Annotated in this window: 16 protein-coding genes; 9 read left to right on the top strand and 7 right to left on the bottom strand. The window is 55.4% G+C overall.

What is annotated here, in order from left to right:
- The first annotated feature begins 628 nt into the window (after positions 1-628).
- On the top strand, positions 629-1,237 hold the full coding sequence (locus IK012_RS07695) for a hypothetical protein (protein WP_290952713.1): 609 nt from the start codon (positions 629-631) through the stop codon (positions 1,235-1,237).
- On the opposite strand, the gene IK012_RS07690 is transcribed toward IK012_RS07695, so the two are convergent.
- From IK012_RS07690 to IK012_RS07670, 5 genes are read right to left on the bottom strand one after another with little or no spacing between them, the layout of a single operon-like run.
- Positions 1,222-2,127 (bottom strand): HAD-IIA family hydrolase, encoded by a 906-nt coding sequence (locus IK012_RS07690; RefSeq protein WP_290952711.1) that lies wholly within the window; start codon positions 2,125-2,127, stop codon positions 1,222-1,224. The genes IK012_RS07695 and IK012_RS07690 overlap by 16 nt on opposite strands.
- Before the next feature lie 4 nt (positions 2,128-2,131).
- On the bottom strand, positions 2,132-3,403 hold the full coding sequence (locus IK012_RS07685; RefSeq protein WP_290952709.1) for a hypothetical protein: 1,272 nt from the start codon (positions 3,401-3,403) through the stop codon (positions 2,132-2,134).
- Positions 3,396-4,058: a hypothetical protein gene (locus IK012_RS07680; RefSeq protein ID WP_290952706.1), complete on the bottom strand. Its 663-nt coding sequence runs from the start codon at positions 4,056-4,058 to the stop codon at positions 3,396-3,398. Before IK012_RS07680 ends, IK012_RS07685 begins: the two co-directional genes overlap by 8 nt.
- Position 4,059: 1 nt before the next feature.
- Positions 4,060-4,971: an aspartoacylase gene (locus tag IK012_RS07675; protein WP_290952704.1), complete on the bottom strand. Its 912-nt coding sequence runs from the start codon at positions 4,969-4,971 to the stop codon at positions 4,060-4,062.
- A gap of 52 nt (positions 4,972-5,023) precedes the next feature.
- Positions 5,024-7,582 carry a T9SS type A sorting domain-containing protein gene (locus IK012_RS07670; RefSeq protein WP_290952702.1) on the bottom strand — a complete coding sequence of 853 codons (2,559 nt, stop codon included), beginning with the start codon at positions 7,580-7,582 and terminating at the stop codon, positions 5,024-5,026.
- 143 nt (positions 7,583-7,725) lie between these two features.
- Between IK012_RS07670 and dusA the strand changes: the two genes are divergently transcribed.
- Positions 7,726-8,754, top strand: coding sequence for a tRNA dihydrouridine(20/20a) synthase DusA (dusA, locus tag IK012_RS07665; protein WP_290952701.1), 1,029 nt, complete (start codon positions 7,726-7,728; stop codon positions 8,752-8,754).
- A gap of 9 nt (positions 8,755-8,763) precedes the next feature.
- Here dusA and IK012_RS07660 read toward each other — a convergent pair whose 3' ends face one another.
- Entirely contained in the window at positions 8,764-9,789 is a 1,026-nt protein-coding gene (locus IK012_RS07660; RefSeq protein WP_290952700.1) for an MBL fold metallo-hydrolase, read from the bottom strand.
- 403 nt (positions 9,790-10,192) lie between these two features.
- On the opposite strand from IK012_RS07660, the gene argF reads away from it, so the two are divergent.
- Entirely contained in the window at positions 10,193-11,149 is a 957-nt protein-coding gene (gene argF, locus IK012_RS07655) for an ornithine carbamoyltransferase (protein ID WP_290952698.1), read from the top strand.
- Between the two features lie 276 nt (positions 11,150-11,425).
- Here argF and trpS read toward each other — a convergent pair whose 3' ends face one another.
- Positions 11,426-12,421, bottom strand: coding sequence for a tryptophan--tRNA ligase (trpS, locus tag IK012_RS07650; RefSeq protein WP_073115093.1), 996 nt, complete (start codon positions 12,419-12,421; stop codon positions 11,426-11,428).
- 80 nt (positions 12,422-12,501) lie between these two features.
- Between trpS and IK012_RS07645 the strand changes: the two genes are divergently transcribed.
- The 6 genes from IK012_RS07645 to IK012_RS07620 all read left to right on the top strand — a co-directional run bounded on the left by IK012_RS07645 (position 12,502) and on the right by IK012_RS07620 (position 19,673).
- Positions 12,502-13,659: a ribonuclease D gene (locus IK012_RS07645; protein ID WP_290952694.1), complete on the top strand. Its 1,158-nt coding sequence runs from the start codon at positions 12,502-12,504 to the stop codon at positions 13,657-13,659.
- 3 nt (positions 13,660-13,662) lie between these two features.
- The gene (locus tag IK012_RS07640) at positions 13,663-14,253 is read left to right on the top strand and encodes a 5-formyltetrahydrofolate cyclo-ligase (protein ID WP_290952691.1); all 591 of its coding nucleotides are present in this window, start codon (positions 13,663-13,665) and stop codon (positions 14,251-14,253) included.
- A 43-nt stretch (positions 14,254-14,296) separates the two neighbouring features.
- Complete coding sequence (locus IK012_RS07635; protein ID WP_173378578.1) at positions 14,297-15,241, top strand: RNA methyltransferase; 945 nt, start codon at positions 14,297-14,299, stop codon at positions 15,239-15,241.
- A gap of 55 nt (positions 15,242-15,296) precedes the next feature.
- On the top strand, positions 15,297-17,036 hold the full coding sequence (locus tag IK012_RS07630) for an AAA family ATPase (RefSeq protein ID WP_290952688.1): 1,740 nt from the start codon (positions 15,297-15,299) through the stop codon (positions 17,034-17,036).
- 24 nt (positions 17,037-17,060) lie between these two features.
- Complete coding sequence (locus tag IK012_RS07625; RefSeq protein WP_290952686.1) at positions 17,061-18,416, top strand: hypothetical protein; 1,356 nt, start codon at positions 17,061-17,063, stop codon at positions 18,414-18,416.
- 72 nt (positions 18,417-18,488) lie between these two features.
- Entirely contained in the window at positions 18,489-19,673 is a 1,185-nt protein-coding gene (locus IK012_RS07620) for a LysM peptidoglycan-binding domain-containing protein (RefSeq protein WP_290952683.1), read from the top strand.
- Positions 19,674-19,690: the final 17 nt, after the last annotated feature.

Raw genomic sequence — 19,690 nt, 5'->3', positions numbered from 1 at the left:
GTCGAGAACCCGAGAAGAGGGTTCGGCAGTAGCGACCGAGGCGAGTGCAAAAAAACAGAATGTTTTCTTGCCGAGCCGACCAAGCGGACGTCGAAGACGTCAAAAAAGTGCCGTGGGCACGATAGTGCCCATGAAATAGGCACTTTTTGAGCTTGATGCGAGCCAGCGAGCATCGAGCCCGTAGGGTTGGCAATCAGCTGCGAAGCAGTGCCTGATTGCCAACAAACCCTTTTCCCGCTCGAAAAAAGAAAACCGCCCATTAGGGTGGTTTTCTTTTTTATGAGTCGGGAGAAAAAGGTGTCGAGAACCCGAGAAGAGGGTTCGGCAGTAGCGACCGAGGCGAGTGCAAAAAAACAGAATGTTTTCTTGCCGAGCCGACCAAGCGGACGTCGAAGACGTCAAAAAAGTGCCGTGGGCACGACTGTGCCCATGAAATAGGCACTTTTTGAGCTTGATGCGAATGAGTGAGCAATGTAGCCCTCGGGTGTTGACCGAGGGCGATTGCGAGAGCAAAGTCTATGCCGTAGTTTATTATTTACATCTAGACTTTGCGGTCTCATAAGCGAGCATCATTCAATTAACCCCAAACCCATTTTCCCTTTATAGTCGTTTTTTCTATAATTGCCATATGCTTTCTCGCAAAACTGTTTTAAGATCTCTCGCCGTGTCCATCCTTCTCTGCGCATTCTGCGCAGGCCAAAGCGCCGCCAAAGAAGAAAAATCCCTTTGGCAAAAGTTCATCGACTGGTTCAAGCCCGCTCCCACGCTCGAAGGCGAAGGACCGCTGTACGACGAACTCAAGGCACTCGATGAAAAGATCGACCGCATTGAAGGACGATACTCCAGAGAAAGACGTCCGGGAAACAAGAGCCGCCTCAAGAAAGAAATGGAAAACTTGCGTGAACAGCGCGACGAACTCGTCCAAAAGATTCTTGACGAAGAGGCTGCGAAGAAGAACCAGCCGGTAGTAGCAACCCCCGCAAGTTCATCCGCAAAGCAGGCTCCTGCAAGTTCTGCAAGCAAAACCCAAACCGAAGCAAAGAGCAGCGCCGCTTCCGCAAAAGAACTTTCCGCATGCAAGCCCGATACAGTTTTCGTGCGTGACACCGTAGTCATCCACGATACGCTTTACGTGATCGTCGCAGGCAAGCCCGGCGAAAATTCCGCGCCCGTGCAAACAAGCGCGCAGCCCGCCGATTCCGCAGCGGCACCGCAAGACAATCAGACTTCCAAGTAATAATCGGGAACAATCCCGAGAGCGCGTTCATCCGCCTTCAATTCCGCCGCAGGCTCATTCCGCCCCACGACAAGTGCGGAATCTATACCCGCATAGCGTGCGCCCATAACATCAGTCCCGAGCGTATCGCCCACCATGAGGATGCGTGAGCCCGCAGGCAAACTGAATTTTACTTTGTTAAAAATCGCGGGGAAAGGTTTCCCGAAATAATGGACATCGTCGCAACCCGATTCGCGACGAAGACGTTCGGCAAGAGCGCCCGAGACTGGCAAGCGAGAACCGTCTATGTTCGGAGCCCACGCATCGGAATTCAGCACCAGCAACGTCGCACCCGGCTTTTGCAAAATGCGCACCGCGTGCACAAACATCGATTCATCCGCAGTCGCCGACGAGACCGCCACTACAGGACATTCGGGATTTTCCACTGCGGAGACTCCGAAAGATTCCAGAACGGCAACACCCGAAGGACGGCCAATATAGTACAATTCCCGGATGGCGTTCCCCGTCCGAGAACGCTGCTCGAAGAACGATGCCGCAAGGCTTCCCGAAGAAACGGTTTCGCCTGCAGTAAAGTCAAACCCGCGAGCATCAGCCTCGGCGGCAAGCACCGATTCGACATTCGAGGCCGCATTCGTCACGAGGCGAACTTGCTTGCCTGCAGCGCGCAGCGTGGAGAACCACTCCAGCGCGCCCTCATAAACAAAGGAGCCGCGGTTGTAGAGAGTGCCATAACCGTCAAAGCAGAACGCATCGTATAAATCCAACAAATCACCCAGCCGAACTCGGCGAGGCTCATTCCATTCCGTACCCAAGAGACCCGACCCAGACTGCCAGTCCGGGTCAATCACGTTCCTGTACCGCTTATAAATTTCTAGTTCCAGCGCGTCCATGCAATTAACGACGAATCACGCCGAACACGCGAGAAACGGAACTGGCTTCGGCATCGCTCTGGAAGACCACCTTTCCGTTGTACTCAATCGTAGCAAAGACGTTCGCGATATAAGCTCCGGTGGAAACACGACGATGATGAGCATCCATCAAATTCCAGCGGAGCGAAAGCTTAGTGGGCGAAGTCCCGAAACGGTCATCATCCCCCTTCACCACATAACTAGATCCGGCGACATAAGCGCCCAGATTCGTATAAATTCTGACGTTATATGTAATCTTGAGTTTCGAGTGATTAATCGGTTCCTGCGCCTCCAGCCCCTCAGCATTGCGCAAGGCGTTCTCGAAGTCGGAACCAAGCACTTCCATTGTCATGTTCCATGCATCTTCGGTCTCTTCGCCCACTTCATCAAGCGGAGCGAACACCAAGTCGAATACAGGGGCTCCGTCCAAAGAAGCAGTCCCATCGTCCTCCACGAGGCTTGTAGTCTTCAAATCAAACGGATAGAAACCGCTCACTTCCACAAACTTGCCCGAGCCAGGCACGACATTGCCCGACGTGTCCTTCAAGCAACCATTGGTAAGCCGCAGAGAATCGCCCGGAGAAAGCCTGGTATCAAGCGTCAGGTCCTCGTCGAAAGTAAACAGCGCACGCGAGGCGAGAACAGTCCATTCCACAGAAGATGCGGGCAAGAACCTCACCGTAGAATCCTTCGGCTTCTTGAATTCCAAGATAGCGTCGCAGCCTTCCACGGTCGCAGTCAATTCCGTGAAATTCACCCGCAACGAATCCACCCTGCGGCCACGATAACTCTTAAGGTTCGCATCCAGAATCGTCGGCGCCATACCATCGCGCATAAAGACATGGAATACCGTGGTGTCAGAAAGATAAAGGTTTACCGTACCATAGCTGCCAGCAGGCATGTAAATGGAAGAAGGCGTAGACACACGATCAAACCTTTCCTGTTCCAGATCGATCAAAACACGACGCACATTCAAGGAATCGATCCGCATCTTTTCGGGCAGAACGACACTACGCACAATCATCCCAGTAGAATCGATCCACGTAAAATCAAGGCTGTCTATCATCCGCTTGAGGTACTCGTCAGAAAGAGCCCCAAGGAACAAGACCTCGATTCGGTCAATCCTACCATCGCCATCGGTATCGCGGAAATAGTTCTGTTTAGAGCTCGGCGGTATCGGGCTCTGGATAAACGCCGCAAACGCCCCACTGCAGAGCAGGGTCGCGGCAAGAACAATATTTCCTAAAAACCTACGCATCACTCCTTAATATACCATAATCTCGGCCCTCTACGGGAATCACCAGTTGCATTTTGGCCAATATTTTGATGTATTTTTGGAAAACTGCCTTAAAATCCTCACCCAAAACCTCTTCATCGTCGTTTTCGAGGTTGTAAGCGACGTAACTTCCGTCCGCAAAAATGGAAATACAGCAGTCCCAGGTGATGTCCCCTTCCAGTTCTTCCTGGTCGTCATCACGGTCCTGGCTTTCGAGCATGAGCATCGGTCGCGGTGCAGGAATCGCCTCCGCATGGCCGTTCTCATAGACAAAGTAATTACGACTGATGAGTTCGTGTTCCAGGGCCATCGTGCTCGGCACGCGTTCAAATTCCCCGCGCAAGCGACGGATGTTTCCGAGGTCGTCCTCGTACGGGTCCTCGAAATCCTTCGGCAGCACAATCTGGTAGTAGTCGAACTGCTTGCCGCTCGCCGCATAGGTATCCAACCAAGACTGCGGCGGTTCCGGTCGCATCGTCAAGAAGTCCTCAAAAGAATCGAGGATGTCCTGCAGGCGGGACTCCCAGCCCTCGCCCTTCTGCGCCTCGATCAACTGCATCAAGTTCCCCAGGCGTTCTTCGCCCGGAATGGAGGAAAGTTCCTCGCTCGGCACGTTGCTCATGTCAAAATCACTCATACTACCATTCCTCCACGCTCTTCACGGTCAGGCTCATCGCGATGTCCTTCTCGTAGTACGCGGGTTCGTTGATGAAAATCGGGTAAACGGTATCGCGTCCGTCGGACTCGCCTTCGTACAAAAGGTCCTCGCCGTCGAAGGTGCGGAAGAGTTTGTCGCCCCTCTTCAGGGCACCGAAGTCACGGCCCAGGAGTTCCGGGTGAATCATGGCGGAAATGGGCGCACCGGCCCAAGCCTTCGGGTACCCCAGGTCGCGCAGCTGCGTGAAAACTTCCACCTGGATGGGTGCGCGCTTCTGCAGTTCACCGCGGTTCCATTCGTCCGCAAGTTCCAGGTAACGCTTCACCAGTCTCTCAGTGCGCTCGAACAGGCGGGCATCCAGAGTCCCGTGCTGCTGCGGGCCAATTTCAATACACACGTCCGCCTTTGCGACAGTCCCGAAGTAAGGAGACGCGCTGCGTTCCTCCGGCTGGTAGTAAATGCGAGCTTCATCGAATTCCTGCGTAAGGACAGCGGAAGCCTTCATCGTGAACGGGTCTCGCGTCGAAAGAATCAGGCAAAGCCCCATGTTCGAGCCCGTATTGTGGACATCGAGAATCAGGTCCGTCTTCGTGTTTGCACCCTTCGGCCCATAAATGCGGTCGAGCTCGCGGGCACGGCGGAATTCATACTGATGCGGTTCGAAAGAAGCGTCAAGACAAGTCTGCGAAAAAGCTCTATTCAGGTCGTGGTCACGGTAGCGGCGGTTGAGTCGCATGGCTTCCGGGTTCGCAAGCACGAGCGAAACATTAACGCCGGGGCAACACGCGCTGTAGCACTCGGGATGTTCCATCCACTTCTCGACGAGGCGGACACCCGTGCGTTCGTTCCCGTGCGTACCGCCGGACACGACAATGTTGCGAATTAAACTCATGCAAGGTATTATAGCAATTTTAGCTTCCCCCCAGCAAGGAGGGAAGCCTTGATTACTTCACAATAACCTTTGCAGTGAGCATCTGGCGCATGCTTGCAATGCGAACCATGTAGGTTCCCTGAGGCAGCGAAGCGAGGCTAAAGTTCTTGGCGCCCACGACCTGTTCGTCAAAGGATTCCACCAAGTGGCCAATCATGTCGAACACCTGCACACGAACCATCGATGCATTCGGCTGCACAACCGTAAGTTCATTATTCGCAAAGCCGAATTTGATCCCATTGCGCACCGTAGCGACAATCGCATCCGTCTTCTTCGCCTTGAACTTGGCCGTATAGGTTGCATTCTTCGTCACGTCAGCAACCTTTAGATCCCAGCCTTCGAAGGTGAACGAAGAATCCTTGGTACTCTTCTTGGTCGCTTCCGGAACCTTGATTTTATCAGCCTTGGTACCATACTCGTAGTAAGCGGAATCCAAAGTCTTGCCATCGGACACGAACTTCACGAGGTACTTGTTCACCGTGCTGTCGAACAAGGCGGTGTAAGTCACGGCACCCGTCACGTCGGTGAGCTTCTTGTCCCAGGCCTTGAACGTGTAGGTGTACTTGTCCGTAGCGGCCTTCTTGGTTTCGGGAACCTTGAGGCTATCAGCCTTCGTGCCGTAGGCGTACTGGGCAGAATCGGCCTTGCCATCAACGACGAACTTCACGAAGTACTTGTTCAACGTGCTATCGAACAGAGCCGTGTAGGTTGCAGGTTCCGTCACTTCGGCAAATTCCTTGTCCCAGGCCTTGAACACGTAGGAGAACTTGTCTGTAGCGGCCTTGGCCGGAGTCCCTTCGTAAGCAGGAACGGAGCCATACACCCATTCTGCCTTAGCCAGAGTATCGATGCCATCGAGGAAGGTCACCGTGTACGTGCGGAGCGTACTGTCCCACACCACCTGGTAAGAGGCATCCGCGGTCGCAGCGACAATCTCCGGAGTATACATACCCGTAAAGGTATAGCGGTGCGATACCGTAGGTTCAATCTTCTTCGCGTAGCTATCGCAGAGGTGGCACTTCGGCATATCACCTTCGGAAACGAGCAGTTCTTCAATCACGTTTTCACCGTCGATGAAAGTAATGGTGTAGACCGGAAGGTTGACGCAACTGACGTTGTCGATTTCGAGGGAGCCTTCGTTCCCGATTTCGCCTTGGATATCCCAGTCGAACGCCTCAACATGCTTCATCGCATCCGAGAGGCTTACCGCCTTACCCCAGCCGCTCTGCTGCTTCAACTGCGTCGCAACGGGAATCACTTCGGTCTTCCAGACTTCGCTTTCGGCCACGCTCTTCATGTGATAGTTGCCGCCTACATCGTAGCTCGAGCGGACTCTGAAATTGTGCGCAGCACCCCTGTAATCATACTTGATAACTTCGCATGTCGAAAGGTTACGGGCACTCACGTCATTCACGCTCATCACGGCACGTGCATACGGGGGTTCTGCAGAATCCTGCTTCAGCAGGTACGTCAGCTTTGCCGCATTAGATGAATCTTCTGCAGAGGGAACATACGAGACATTTAACTTGCCGCCGTTGCCCACGACACCATCCAGCGAGAACTTGCCGTTCCATTCGTTCACGCATTCTTCACCATTCTTGCAATCTTCGAAATCCTCGATAAGAACCGTTTCGCCTTCTTCCATCGTGTAAATGAGGGAACTGTCGAACACGGCATAGTACGAGGTATCCGCGGTTGCTGCGGCAAAGGGTCTGTCCCAGCCCTTGAAGTAGTAAGTGAAGCTGTCGCTAGGCGCCCTTACAGGGGTTGCTCCGGGATAGGTGACCATTTCGCCTTCGGAGAGAATTGTCGTCTTCACGAGGAGGTCGTCATTGAAGAACGCAATGACATATCCATCCGGCCTGATGCACTTCAGGTTATCGATGTAGAGGTATTCTCCCGTAAACTTGGTCTCGAGATTCCAACGGACACGAACAACAGTGCTCGCGTCCAAATGATTAGAGCCCCAGCCATAGCGGTCCTTAAGATCACTCGGTTTCACATGGGCCACGGTAATCGTATCGCTTGCCGGTATCAACTTGTTCTTGTCGGTGTAGTGCATGTTGTCGTTGCCATCCCCGTCGGAGACAAGCACGAACTGGTGGGCGGCGCCCCTATATTCATAGGTGAATTCCGAGCATGCTCCGATGACCCCTACGGGGTAGAGCACCGTAACGCCGATATCCTTCGTGCGGCCAAAGAAACCTATACCATAGTCAGTACCTTCCACGGCGTTCGAGGTATCTATGGAGACGTACTTGGTCACGGTGATTACGCTATCTACTTGGACAATACTGTCTACCTTGGCGATGCTGTCTGCAGAAACCACACTGTCTACCTTGACAACGTGGTCGACCTTGATGACGCTGTCCGCCGTGACGGCCTGCAAGAAAGAACTTTCGTTCTCGTTAGCAATCGTACCCGCCACATTATCCCAAGTATGGAGGTAATAGCCAAACCCATTTCCCGCTGGCACTACTGTATTGAAATCGCCTAACAGGACTTCTTTTGCCATGCCGACCGTGGCAGCAAGTCCAATAACTATGGCAGGGTATATGAGTTTGTGTTTCATAATAGGCATCTCCGGGGTAGAGGATTAAGAGTAAAACACTTAACCAAACACATATACAACCGAGGGGAAAGATAGTAATATATCCGTCAGCCAAAAAATGACGCAGGCAGAGGTTACATCCAGTTTTTTCTAGATTTGCGCCCATGGATTTGGATTTCAACAGAAGGCTTTCTATTGCGCCGATGCTCGACTGCACCGACCGTCACGAGCGTTACTTTCTGCGCCTGATTTCCAAGCACATTTTACTCTACAGCGAAATGGTCGTCGCAAACGCAGTGCTGCATACCAAACCGGAACAGTTCCTCGGACACGAGCCTTTCGAGTACCCCGCCGTCCTCCAACTCGGGGGCAGCAACCCGGCCGACCTCGCGCAGGCATCCAAGCTCGTGGAAGCCGCCGGTTTCCAGGAAGTGAACCTGAACTGCGGATGTCCTTCGGACCGCGTGCAGAACGGAAACTTCGGCGCCTGCCTCATGAAGAGCAAGGACCTCGTGGCCGACTGCTTCAAGGCCATGCAAGACGCTGTTAGCATTCCCGTGTCCATCAAATGCCGCATCGGGGTCGACGAGTTCGACAGTTGGGAATTCTTCACCGATTTTATACAAACTATCAAAGACGCCGGTTGCCGCATATTCATTATCCACGCCCGCAAGGCATGGCTCCAGGGACTCTCGCCCAAGGAAAACCGCGAAGTCCCGCCGCTGCATTACGATTTCGTGCACCGCCTAAAAGCGGAGATGCCCGACCTGAACGTGAGCATCAACGGCGGCATCAAGACCCTTGACCAGATAGAAGAACAGCTGAAGGACTTGGACGGCGTGATGGTCGGTCGCGAAGCCTACGAGAACCCGTGGTTCCTGCACGATGCCGACGAGAGGATTTTTAACGACATCCGCCCCGAGAGCGACAACCCGGCAGACATCATCGCGGGCAAGGCACGCCCCGCCACCCGCAAAGCGCTGCTCGAAGCCTACCTCCCCTACGTGGAGAAGCAGACTGCAGAAGGCTGCCCCGCCACCATCCTCGTGCGCCACCTGTACGGGCTATTCACCGGACTCCCCGGAGCCCGCAAGTTCCGCCAGACGCTCAGCAACAACGCCCCGCGCGCCGCACAGTTCGGCGGGGCCGCGGCCCTCATCCGGAGCGCGATGGATCTCGTTACCGAAGCATAAGCTTCCCATTTATTCCAAGTAAAGGACTTCGCCCATTTGCGGCATCAGGACGGGTTTTCCGGATTCTTCGGCAGCCCGTTTCGCATTTTCTAACGGCTCACGATAATCGTGCAAAGAAAGGCAGAACCGGGAATGATGGACCGTCAAGTAGCGGTTCGCCTTCAGGTCGCTCATGGCCTTCCCCAGGAACTCGGGCATGGTATGCACGAACTCCCAGTCCTTGTTGTACTGGCCGTTTTCCAGGATGGCTAGGTCTATTCCCGAGAACCTTTCGCCTATCATCGCAAAATGCTTGCCGTATCCGGTATCTCCGCCAATCCATACCGTACGCTTCGGGGTCTTCAGCACGAACGACGCCCACAGGGTCTTGTTCTGGCGCAGGTCTCGGCCCGAAAAATGCCTTGCCGGAGTGGCAGTCACGGTAAAGCCGGGCGCGACAGCGGACAGTTTCTGCGTCGACCGCTCCCACCAGTCCAGTTCCACCAGTTTGTCCTCGGGATAGCCCCAGTATTCAAAATGCGAGCCCACACCGAGCGGGCAAATCACCCTCTTCACGCGGGGTTCCAGTTCCCGCACGGCTTCGTAATCCAGGTGGTCCCAATGGTCATGGCTTATCACGAGGAAATCGATATCCGGGAAATCCACGGGCTTGTAGACATCGGTCCCCTTGAACATCTTGTTCGCGAACCCCACCGGCGAGCCGGAATAGAGGATGGGATCCACAAGGACCTTCTTCCCGGAAAGGTTCATCAGGTAGCTCGAGTGCCCGAACCACATGATCCAGTCCCGGTCGTCCGGCAGCGCCTTCAGGTCCGTACGGATGACCTGCATGGAATCGGGAACCCTCACCACGTCGTCTCCGCTGCCAAACAGGAAATCCCGCCATATCTGGAATTTGCTCTTTCCCCCGCCCATCATCGTGGTGGGTTCCAAGTTCACGAAGTGCCTGTCTTTGTAATTCGGGGACTTCGATATGCGTTCAAGCCTTTCGCCCTCGGGAAGGCGACCGAAACTTTTCTGGCTAATGAACAGCACTCCGCAATCTCCAAATAAGAAAAGGATGGAAAGGAATATCGCTGCTATCATAATTTTTCTATTCCTTAACACCACGTTTCCCAATATATATTAAATAGGGCCAAAACTCCCCGCAAAAAGTCCCTTTTTATAGTCGTCCCTTGACAAAACGGCAAAAAATTTCTCTATTTGGGTGCACATTTTTAAGTTTAACCCTTAACGGAGATACAACATGCCTTGCGGAAAGAAAAGAAAGCGCAGGAAGATTGCGACTCACAAGCGTAAAAAGCGCCGTCGTCGTGACCGTCACAAAAAGAAACTTCGCTAATATCCGTTAGCATTTTCTTGTGATTTCCTAAAGACGGAGTGAAAAAACTCCGTTTTTTAGTTTTTTTCATTAAAGGGCTTGCCCAAAGGACTGAAGATGATCGATCGCAACAAGCATTTCCTCCGTCTCATGGACTGGAGCGAAGAAAAGATCCTGGAAACCATCGAGATTGCCTCGCGCCTCAAGAAAGAGGTCCACGCAGGCAAGGTGTCCGACCGTCTGCACGGCCAGAACATCGCCATGTTCTTCGAGAAGCCCTCCCTGCGAACCATCACTACCTTCCAGGTAGGCATGAACCAGCTTGGCGGACACGCCGTGCTGCTCGCCCCGGATTCCATCGGGCTCGGCAAGCGCGAAAGCGTGAAGGATGTCGCCCGCTGCCTCTCCCGCTGGGTGAACGCCATCGTCGTCCGTTGCTTCAAGCAGCAGCTCGTGGAAGAACTCGCCGAATACGGTAGCGTGCCCGTAGTGAACGCCCTGACCGACGACTGCCACCCCTGCCAGGCAATCGCATTCGCGCAGATGATTACCGAAAACCTCGGCGGTTTCAAGAACGCCGATGGCAAGCCGAAGACCGTTGCCTTCATCGGTGACGGCAACAACGTCGCAAATTCGTTCCTCGCACTCGCCTCCAAGGTGGGCATGAACTTCACGCTCGCCTGCCCCAAGGGTTTCGAACAGCCGAAGAACGTGGTCGAAGAAGCTGCCGCCGGCCTCAAGAAGCACGGCTGCCAGTACCGTGTGTTCAACGACCCGAAGGAAGCCGTCAAGGACGCCGACATTCTCTATAGCGACGTGTGGGTTTCCATGGGCCAGGAAGGCGAAAAGGCCACGAAGCAGTCTCACTTCTTGCCGTTCCAGATCAACGACGAACTCTTGAAGCTCGCTCCGGCCCACTGCAAGGTCAGCCACTGCCTGCCCGCTCACCGCGGCGAAGAAATCACGGACTCCGTGATGGACAACTTCGACGTGAACATGAGCTTCGAGGAAGCGGAAAACCGCCTGCATGCGCATAAAGCAGTGCTCTGGCAGGTAATTCCTCCCTTTGCTTAATTTTTCCTGATAAGCATCGCTATACAGCGTTGCTCGGCCTCTCACGTAACATTTAGTACGCTACGAGGCCTCGCGCCTTGTCTAGCTCGCTTCTCAGAAAAAATCTTTTTTTGTTATTATCAAAAAAGGCCGCATTTCTGCGGTCTTTTTTGCTTTTAATTTCATCCGACAATTCGTCTAGAAACGACGAACGAACGGTCGTTAAAAGGTTTCCTGCATTTGGGAAAGGAGGGTGTTAGGGAGGGCGGAGCCTTCCCTTGTCTAGGGAACTTACGACTAGTAAGTTCCCAACAGGCTACGTACCTTTTCCATCATCGCCTTGGACTTCACGCGGGCCTTCTCCTTGCCGTACGCGAGGATCTTGTCGATTTCCTCGGTGTGGTTCAGCAGGTAGAAGTACTTCTCGCGGGCTGCGCCCAGGTGTTCTTCGAGAACGTTCTGGAGTTCCTGCTTCGCATGTCCCCAGCCCATGCCGCCGGCGCGGTAGCGGGCAGCGAGAGCCTCGGTCTGTTCCGGAGTGGCGAAGAGTTTGTACAACTTAAACACGTTGCAGGTATCGGGATCCTTCGGTTCCTCGATGCCCTGGGAGTTCGTGACGATCTTGCCGATCTTCTTCTTCAAGGCCTTGCTCTCGAGGAAGATGTCGATGACGTTGTCGTAGGACTTGCTCATCTTGCGGCCGTCAAGACCCGGAATGATGCCGGTCGTTTCCTGGAACACGGGTTCCGGAATCGTGAAGACGTCTTCGCCAAAATGCTTGTTGAACTTGATGGCGATGTCGCGGGCGAATTCCACGTGCTGCTTCTGGTCCTTGCCCACGGGCACGATGTCGGCGCTGAACATCAAGATGTCGGCGTCCATCAGGCACGGGTAGCAGTAGAGGCCCATGTTCACGTTCGCATCCGGGTCTTCACCGGCGGCTTCGTTCTTCGCGACCTTGTCCTTGTAAGCGTGGGCGCGGTTCATGAATCCCTTCGGCGTAAAGCAGCTCAAAGCCCAGCTGAGTTCGAAAATCTCGGGAATGTCGCTCTGCTTGTAGAACAGGCCTTCTTCGGGGTTCAAACCGAGAGCAAGCCAGGTAGCGGCAATCTTGTAGATGTTCGCGCGCATCTCGGCGCCGTTCTGCACGGTAGTGAGTGCATGGTAGTCCGCGATGAAGTAGACCGTGTCGTAAGTCTTCGAAAGTTCGAGGGCGGGACGAATTGCACCGAGGTAGTTACCCAGGTGAGGAGTGCCGGTGGGCTTGATGCCCGTAAGGGAAATCTTTTTCATGGGCGCAAATATAGAAAACAGAATGCTTTGTCCACAGTTGGATGTCCACCTCCCCAGTTATTTATTTAAATTTACCGGAAATGATGCAAAACGAGAAATATATCCTTGTCGACAATGAAGAATCCCTAGCCAACCTGCTGGCGGATCTCGAGCAGTACGACATGGCAGCAGTCGATACTGAAGCCGACTCCATGCATCACTATGTCGCGCGGCTCTGCCTTATCCAGATTACTATCGGTGAACACCACTATATTGTAGACCCCCTGTGCGATACTGACATTTCGCCGCTGTTCAAGACACGCGCCATGCAGACCGTCATCTTCCACGGCGCGGACTACGACCTGCGGCTCCTGTGGCAGACCTACGGGTTCTCGCCGAAAAATATTTTCGACACGATGCTTGCCGCGAAGTTTTTAGGAGCGGAACACCTCGGCCTTGCCGACCTCGTGCGGGAGTACTTCGGTGACGAACTGAAAAAGGAAAACCAGCGCGCCGACTGGACCATAAGGCCCCTGCCGCTCGAGATGTGCGAATACGCCATCCACGATACTTTCTACCTGCACGAACTGTGCGCCATCCTTTCGGAAAAGCTCATCGCGGCCGGCCGCCTCGACTGGCTCATGGAACAGTGCCAGGCCCTGATCGAGCATGCCAAGATGCCCAGCGAAAAGACGCGCGAGCACTGGCGACTCACCGGCTCCAGCCTATTCAATCCATGCGGGCTCAACATTTTAAAGCACCTCTGGGAATGGCGCGAAAAGCAGGCCGAACTCATGGACAGGCCTCCCTACAAGGTCATGCCCGCAGAACTCATGCTCGCCATCGTGCGCGCAGCACAGGCCCATTTCCCCGACGTGAAGGTGGAACACCTTCCCAAGCTCCCGAGGAACTTCCGGGACGAACGCCTGGAATCCTTCAAGGAAATGCTGCAGGCGGCTGTTTCTACACCGGAATGCGAATGGCCCGAACGCCTGCCGAAGGCCCCGCCTCCACCGGTAGTCCCCCATTCCGAACTGCTCGCCGCCCTCAAGTTCTGGCGCGACGAAGAAGCAGAGAAGGAACACCTCGACCCGTCGCTCCTCGCGAACAGGGCGCAGCTCATCTGGCTTGCCGCACCGGGATGCATGGCCTGGGAAGAACGCTATGCCGAAGCGCACCTGATGAACTGGCAGAAGAATATCTGGAACCGCATCCTCCGCGAAAAGCTCCCTACGGCAAAACGAATCGGCGAGGACTAGCCCATGAGCATGCTACCAGCAATCGCCATCTGCATCCTGGTCATGCTTGTTTTCGGGAGTAGCCCCATCGTGGAGCTCGTCCTGAAAAAGCGTCGCGAAAAAAGGGGTGAAGACGTCATCAAGGACCCCTGGACCGAGATACACGAGATTCCCGGATACAGGGACGCCCGCAACATCGCGGCGTTCTACCCCGTCAAGGGCGAACCCAACATCAAGCCCATCATCCAGGAACTGGCCATCGAAGGCCGCCTGCTGCTCCCGCGCTGCGAGGGCGAGGGCATCATGAATTTTTACAAAGTAAGCAACTTGCGCAAGGACCTGGTCAAGGGTCATTTCGGCATCATGGAACCCCGCGAGGGCCTCGAAAAGTTCGAAGGCGACATTCCCGTGTTCCTCGTCCCCGGCGTGAAGTTCAACTGGGACGGCTGCCGCGTCGGCCACGGGAAAGGCTACTACGACAGGTTCCTCGCCAAGTACCCCAGAGCTTACAGGGCGGGCATCGCCACGCCGGCACAGATTTCAAAGGAACCCCTAGCACAGAAGGAAACCGACATCAAGATGGATGTCGTCATCGCCTGCAAGGAACTGTACTAGAGGCAACCGGACACTTAAAACAACGTAAATACGGAGCTATCCAATGGCATTCAACAATGACGGCAACCGTCGCGGTTTCAGCAGCGACCGCAGGCAAGGATTCGGACACGAACGCCGGTTCGAAAAGAGATTCGACAACAGGGGCGAAGGCCGCACCGAAAACAGGTTCGACAACCGTTTCGAAAACAGGCGCCCCGCACCGGACAAGGTCATCACCGCGATGGGTGACGCCGACTCGCAACCACAGGTCGCCGTCGGCGGTATCAAGGAAGTCACCGAACTCCTGACCAAGGAACCGCTGAAGGTCCACCGCGTACTCTTCATGCACCAGTCGGGCAACCCCAAACTCTACGAACTGCAGAAACTCGCCAAGCGCTCGCACGTGCACGTGCAGCAGGTAGACTCCAAGATTCTCGACAGCTACGCCCGCCCGAACCAGGGCGTGGTCGCCCTGATGAACGAGAAGGAACTCCTGAACTGGATGGACGTGCGCGAAGAACTCTTCCAGGCAAAGGAAAAGGGCGAAAAGAAGCTTATCGCCGTAGCGACAAACATCGAAGACCCGCGCAACCTCGGCGCCTGCATCCGCAGCTGTCTCGCGCTGGGAGTCGACCTGTTCCTGATTCCCGCGAAGGGAATGTGCGGCATTACCCCGAGCGTCGCCCGTACGTCCGCTGGCGCCCTCGAAAAGATGCGCGTATGCCGCCCCGACAACCTCGAGGCCGCCGTCGGTGAACTCAAGATGGCCGGATACCAGATTCTCGGGCTCGACGCCGACACCGAGACGAACCTCGCCGATTTCAAGTTCTCAGAACAGGCCGTAATCGCGGTCGGCGGCGAAGACGTGGGCCTTCCGCCGTTCATCAAGAAGCAGTGCGACGCGGTGCTGCGCATCCCGATGATGCCCGAAGCCCATTCCTACAACGCATCCGTAGCCCTTTCCCTCGGACTTTACGAATTTGCGAGGCTCCGCATCAAGACCCCCTAGACGGGAAGCGCCTGATAAAATTATCTTGAAACCATAAACAGAACAGAGGTCTCTTATGGAAAGCGCAAGAAAAGTCATCAACCTGTTCCTCAAGACAAAGTTCAACCCGAACGACCTGAAGAGCGAGCTCTACAAGGCGGGCGAAGCCGCAAAGGAAGAGGGCTGGACCTTCATGGACGCGAGTTTCCAGCTGGGCGGAAAGGCCCGGGACGAAGGCCTCTCCCCGGACGAAGTCGAACAGGTCTTGCGCAGGGCGTTCTCTTCGGAGAAGCGTTCCAGCGAACGCGAGGAAGTCCGTCAGGAAGCTCCGGCGGCGCCTGCACCCGTAGGACAGGCGCCCGTAGTGGAAGCCATGCCGAAGCCCACGATTATCTCGCCGCTCCCCACCGGAATGATTTCGATGGAGCAGATGCTCGCGCTCGGCCTCGACACGCAGTCGATGGAACTCCTGCAGAATTTCAAGATTGACCCGGAAGCCCTTTCCATTCCCTGGCCCGCAGCCGACTGGAGAAAGGACCTCGCGAAGCTCCTCGAAGTAGCGTTCGAAAAGGACGAGACCATCGAGTTCAAGATTTCGGACACGCCCACAGCGACCACCGAACTGGTTTCGAACATCGTCGACCGCGACGATACCATCAAGAAGATCATGAAGAGCCTGGACTGCCAGGACGGCGCGCTCATATGCGTGAACGCGGCGAAAGGCGGACCGGATGCCACCGACGAAAGCTGGCGTTACCGCTATGCGGTCATCGACAACCCGAAAATGTCGCTGGCAAAACAGCTCGCCTACTACAAGGCTTTGAACCTCCCCTGCGCCGCCCTCGTGAACACGGGCGCGAACTCCGTGCAGGCCTGGGTGAAGATTGGCGCCGCCGACCGCGAAGAATACGACGAGCGCATCGATTTCCTGTTCAAGACGCTCGATTCCCAGGGCTTCAAGATTGATTCCGCCAACAAGAGCCCGAGTTTCATGGCCCGCATGCCGGGCGTGCTCCGCGGCGGCAAGCAACAGTACCTCATCGCCACGGAACAGGGCGCGAAGAACTTCAAGGAATGGAAGGAGTGGGTGGAATACTCCCTCGACGGCAAGCCGCTCATCGAACTTGCCAGCGACAGCGAGGAACCGCCCAAGAAAGACGCGAGCATCATCGAGAACATGCTGCGCGCAGGCGAATTCTTCCTGTTCCAGGCACCGCCCAAGAGCGGCAAGTCGCTTGCCCTCATGGACATGGCCCTTTCCATTTGCTACGGCGAAGAATGGTTCGGCAACGCGACCACCTCGAACGACGTGCTGTTCATCAACTTCGAGCTCACGAAGTCCGTGTTCCTGAACAGACTCCACCTGCTCGGCAACAAGCGCGGGCTCAACGCGAGTACGCCCAAGTTCGGTTTCTTGAACCTGCGCGGAACAGCGCTCTCCCCGCTCGAGACGGCGCAGCTCATCGCAAAGCGCATCGAAGGTGCGAAGAAGCTCGAGAACCACGACTACCGCGTGGTGGTCATCGACCCGATATCCGCCGTGCTCCACAACCCGAAGTCCATGCGACTCACGGGCTCGCCGCACCAGATCTTGATGCAGATGGTCGACACCATCATCGCGCTTACCGGTTGCGCCGTCGTGACCGCATGCAACAACGACGAATACCCCTACCTCCAGTCCCGCGCCGACAGCGTCATCTCGCTCTCGCCGGTGGAAGGTGGCCTGAACCTTTTCCAGATAAACGGGACATTCCGCGAATTCCCGAAAATGCTTGCCAGAGAATGCTCCTGGATTTATCCGCGCTTCTTCGTGTAGCAAGCCCCTCAAGAGTAATACCAGATGTTCAAGAACACAAGAAAGAATACAACCGCCGGCCGCGCCCCGAAGAAGTTGGTCGCCGGCAGATTCCATGCGTCTTCAAGCAAGTCCGCTTCCGGCCAGCAGGCCAGGCAGAACAATTCAAGGCAAGGTCAGAAGGCCGCACCCGCAAAGCCCGCTCCGGCAAAAGCAAGAGTCGCCAGTTTCGAAGACCTCAAGCAGCAGCTCGCCGCATGGGCCGAGAACGAACGCGTTCCCGGTAAAATCCAGGCCTGGTTCACGCGCGACGCCGTAAGCGAACACAGCGACTGGCGCATCATAAACAAGCTCGTGAACGGACACGAGACGCTCGTGCTCGACGCCCCCGCCAAAGGAATGGAGCCGCCCGAGCCCGTACAGGGAATTTTCGACCAGTTGCACAAGGATCACCTCCGCACCATCAAGAAGGCGCTCCGCCAGATATGGTTCCGCGCCACCGGTGACGGGAGGTTCGCTCTCCTCATACAGGCGAACGTGCACGGCAAGAACTCCGGCCACGAAATCAAGACCCTCGTCGAGTTCATCCAGCACAACTACCCGCAGGTCATCAGCTGCCACCAGATCCAGTGCACGCCGAACCACATATTCGACCCCGCCGCACAGCTCAAGATGCGCGTCGACATGCGCGGCATTTTCGGAAGCGCGTTCATGCCCATCGCGGGCACGGGCTTTTCGATGCACGTGCTCGACTGGTCCCCGAGAATCAAGGACGCATGGATTGAACTTCCCGAGCGCATCCGCGACGCCATCCACCCTGCCGCGGGCGACAAGTTCTTCGAATTCTACTGCGGGCCTAGCCTCGTGGCATCCAGCCTCGCCCAGGATTTCGACCAGGTCGACACCCTCGACTGCCGCGAATCCGCGATGGAGTCCTCGAAAATGAATTCCCGCAACCTCGCGGGAGGCTCGCTCAAGTTCCACCGCGGGCATCTCGAAGCCGCGTTCCTCGAGAAGTTCTTCTCCCACAAGGACAATGAGGGCCGCTGGACATTCTACCTGAACGTCCCGGTGGAAGAACCCCTGAACGCAGAACAGATCCAGGCCATCGCCGGAGCGCGCCCCGAGCGCATCATCCTGCAGGCGGGCGACCTCGAATCTGCAGGGAAATACGTCAAGCGGTTCCGTGCCGAAGGCTACATGCTCCGCAAGAACATCCCCCTGTATCTCGAGCCCGGTACGGGAAAATTCGACCTGCTGATGCTCTTCGTCCCCGACAGGGTTGGCGTTTTGGGCGGTTTTGCGGCAAAAAACAGCAGAAACCTCAAGGTCGAACGTCCCAGGGAGCAGGTTTTCCGCAAAAAACAGGGCGATATCCCGCATTTCGTGCAAAAAAAGTAGCCACCCCGTAAAAGAAAAGATTAAATTATAAGCAGTTAACTCGTTTTCATTCAAAGGGTTACAAGGTTCTGTATGAAGTTTTTCAAGTGTGCGACCATCACCCTCGGTCTATCGGCCCTGATTGCCTCCGCCTACGTGGTCAAGGAAGGTGATACCCTCTGGGACCTGAGCGACGAATACCTGCACGACCCGTTTGCCTGGCCCGACCTCTGGGAAAACAACAGGCACATCCAGGACCCGCACTGGATTTATCCCGGCGACTCCATCTACCTCGGCGATTCCATCCGTGACGAACACGTGATGGTGATTCCCGCCGACAAGAAGAAATACCCCTGCAAGGCCGCCGTCGCCGACTCGAACCTTCCCAAGGGACGCGGCTACAAGGTCAACAGCGCCGGCTGCGACGAAATGGACGAACGCAGCGGTGAATTCGAGAACATGCTCGGGAACCTGCGCGACAAGGACAAGAAGAACAAGAAAAAGAAGCAGGAAGAAGATTCCTACTACTACAAGAAGCGCCCCGCGCCGAAGATTTTCAACGGTTACTACCAGATTCTCGCCCCCGAAATCTACTCGCTGGATTCCCTGAAAAAGGACAGCAACTTCATCTCCGTCCGGTCCGGCGAAAAGAAGGAACCCATCATCCACATTCCCGAAATGGAAGTCGTCGTCGGAGTCGGCAAGAAGACCAATCCCGGCCTGAAGAAGGGCGACCTCGTGGAAATTCTTGACGCGAAGGCCATCGAAGTCCCGTCGAACCGCGGGCGCAGCTTCGACAAGTACGCGCTCCTCAAGCTTTCGGGTGTGGCAAAGATTACCGCAATCGGTGACACGCTTTCGCGCGCGATTATCATGCAGAGCTTCCGCGAAATCAAGATTAACCAATCCAAGGCTCGCCTCAAGCACCCGATCGATCCGATCAACGTGACCGGCTATGACAACGTCACCGAATCGAACATCGACTCGATGGCCCAGATCCGCTACGCGATGGACCCGATGCTCATTATCGGGAGCTACTCCTACGTGCTCATCAACAAGGGCGCAAGCCAGGGCTACGAGACTGGCGACGCTATCGCCATCTGGGAAGAAGACAAGTCCGATGCCGCAATTCCCCCGCGCCTGCTCGGCCGCGGAGTCATAGCGCGCGCCTCCAACAACGAATCGGCAGTCCTCGTCCGCGAAGCTTATTCCAACAACCGCCGTATTGAAACCGGACACCGTGTTTCCGTAACCCACAAGGCAAACATCGTCAAGTGACCAAAGCGCTACTCATT

It is taken from the genome of Fibrobacter sp. (genome assembly GCF_017551775.1).
GTDB lineage: Bacteria > Fibrobacterota > Fibrobacteria > Fibrobacterales > Fibrobacteraceae > Fibrobacter.
Note: the sequence above shows the minus strand (reverse complement) of the source record. Positions and strands in the feature narration are given on the sequence as shown.

Coding starts and splice junctions, on each gene's coding strand:
- IK012_RS07695 (WP_290952713.1), top strand. CDS start 629: ATGCTTTCTCGCAAAACTGTTTTAAGATCTCTCGCCGTGTCCATCCTT.
- IK012_RS07690 (WP_290952711.1), bottom strand. CDS start 2,127: ATGGACGCGCTGGAACTAGAAATTTATAAGCGGTACAGGAACGTGATT.
- IK012_RS07685 (WP_290952709.1), bottom strand. CDS start 3,403: ATGCGTAGGTTTTTAGGAAATATTGTTCTTGCCGCGACCCTGCTCTGC.
- IK012_RS07680 (WP_290952706.1), bottom strand. CDS start 4,058: ATGAGTGATTTTGACATGAGCAACGTGCCGAGCGAGGAACTTTCCTCC.
- IK012_RS07675 (WP_290952704.1), bottom strand. CDS start 4,971: ATGAGTTTAATTCGCAACATTGTCGTGTCCGGCGGTACGCACGGGAAC.
- IK012_RS07670 (WP_290952702.1), bottom strand. CDS start 7,582: ATGAAACACAAACTCATATACCCTGCCATAGTTATTGGACTTGCTGCC.
- dusA (WP_290952701.1), top strand. CDS start 7,726: ATGGATTTGGATTTCAACAGAAGGCTTTCTATTGCGCCGATGCTCGAC.
- argF (WP_290952698.1), top strand. CDS start 10,193: ATGATCGATCGCAACAAGCATTTCCTCCGTCTCATGGACTGGAGCGAA.
- trpS (WP_073115093.1), bottom strand. CDS start 12,421: ATGAAAAAGATTTCCCTTACGGGCATCAAGCCCACCGGCACTCCTCAC.
- IK012_RS07645 (WP_290952694.1), top strand. CDS start 12,502: ATGATGCAAAACGAGAAATATATCCTTGTCGACAATGAAGAATCCCTA.
- IK012_RS07640 (WP_290952691.1), top strand. CDS start 13,663: ATGAGCATGCTACCAGCAATCGCCATCTGCATCCTGGTCATGCTTGTT.
- IK012_RS07635 (WP_173378578.1), top strand. CDS start 14,297: ATGGCATTCAACAATGACGGCAACCGTCGCGGTTTCAGCAGCGACCGC.
- IK012_RS07630 (WP_290952688.1), top strand. CDS start 15,297: ATGGAAAGCGCAAGAAAAGTCATCAACCTGTTCCTCAAGACAAAGTTC.
- IK012_RS07625 (WP_290952686.1), top strand. CDS start 17,061: ATGTTCAAGAACACAAGAAAGAATACAACCGCCGGCCGCGCCCCGAAG.
- IK012_RS07620 (WP_290952683.1), top strand. CDS start 18,489: ATGAAGTTTTTCAAGTGTGCGACCATCACCCTCGGTCTATCGGCCCTG.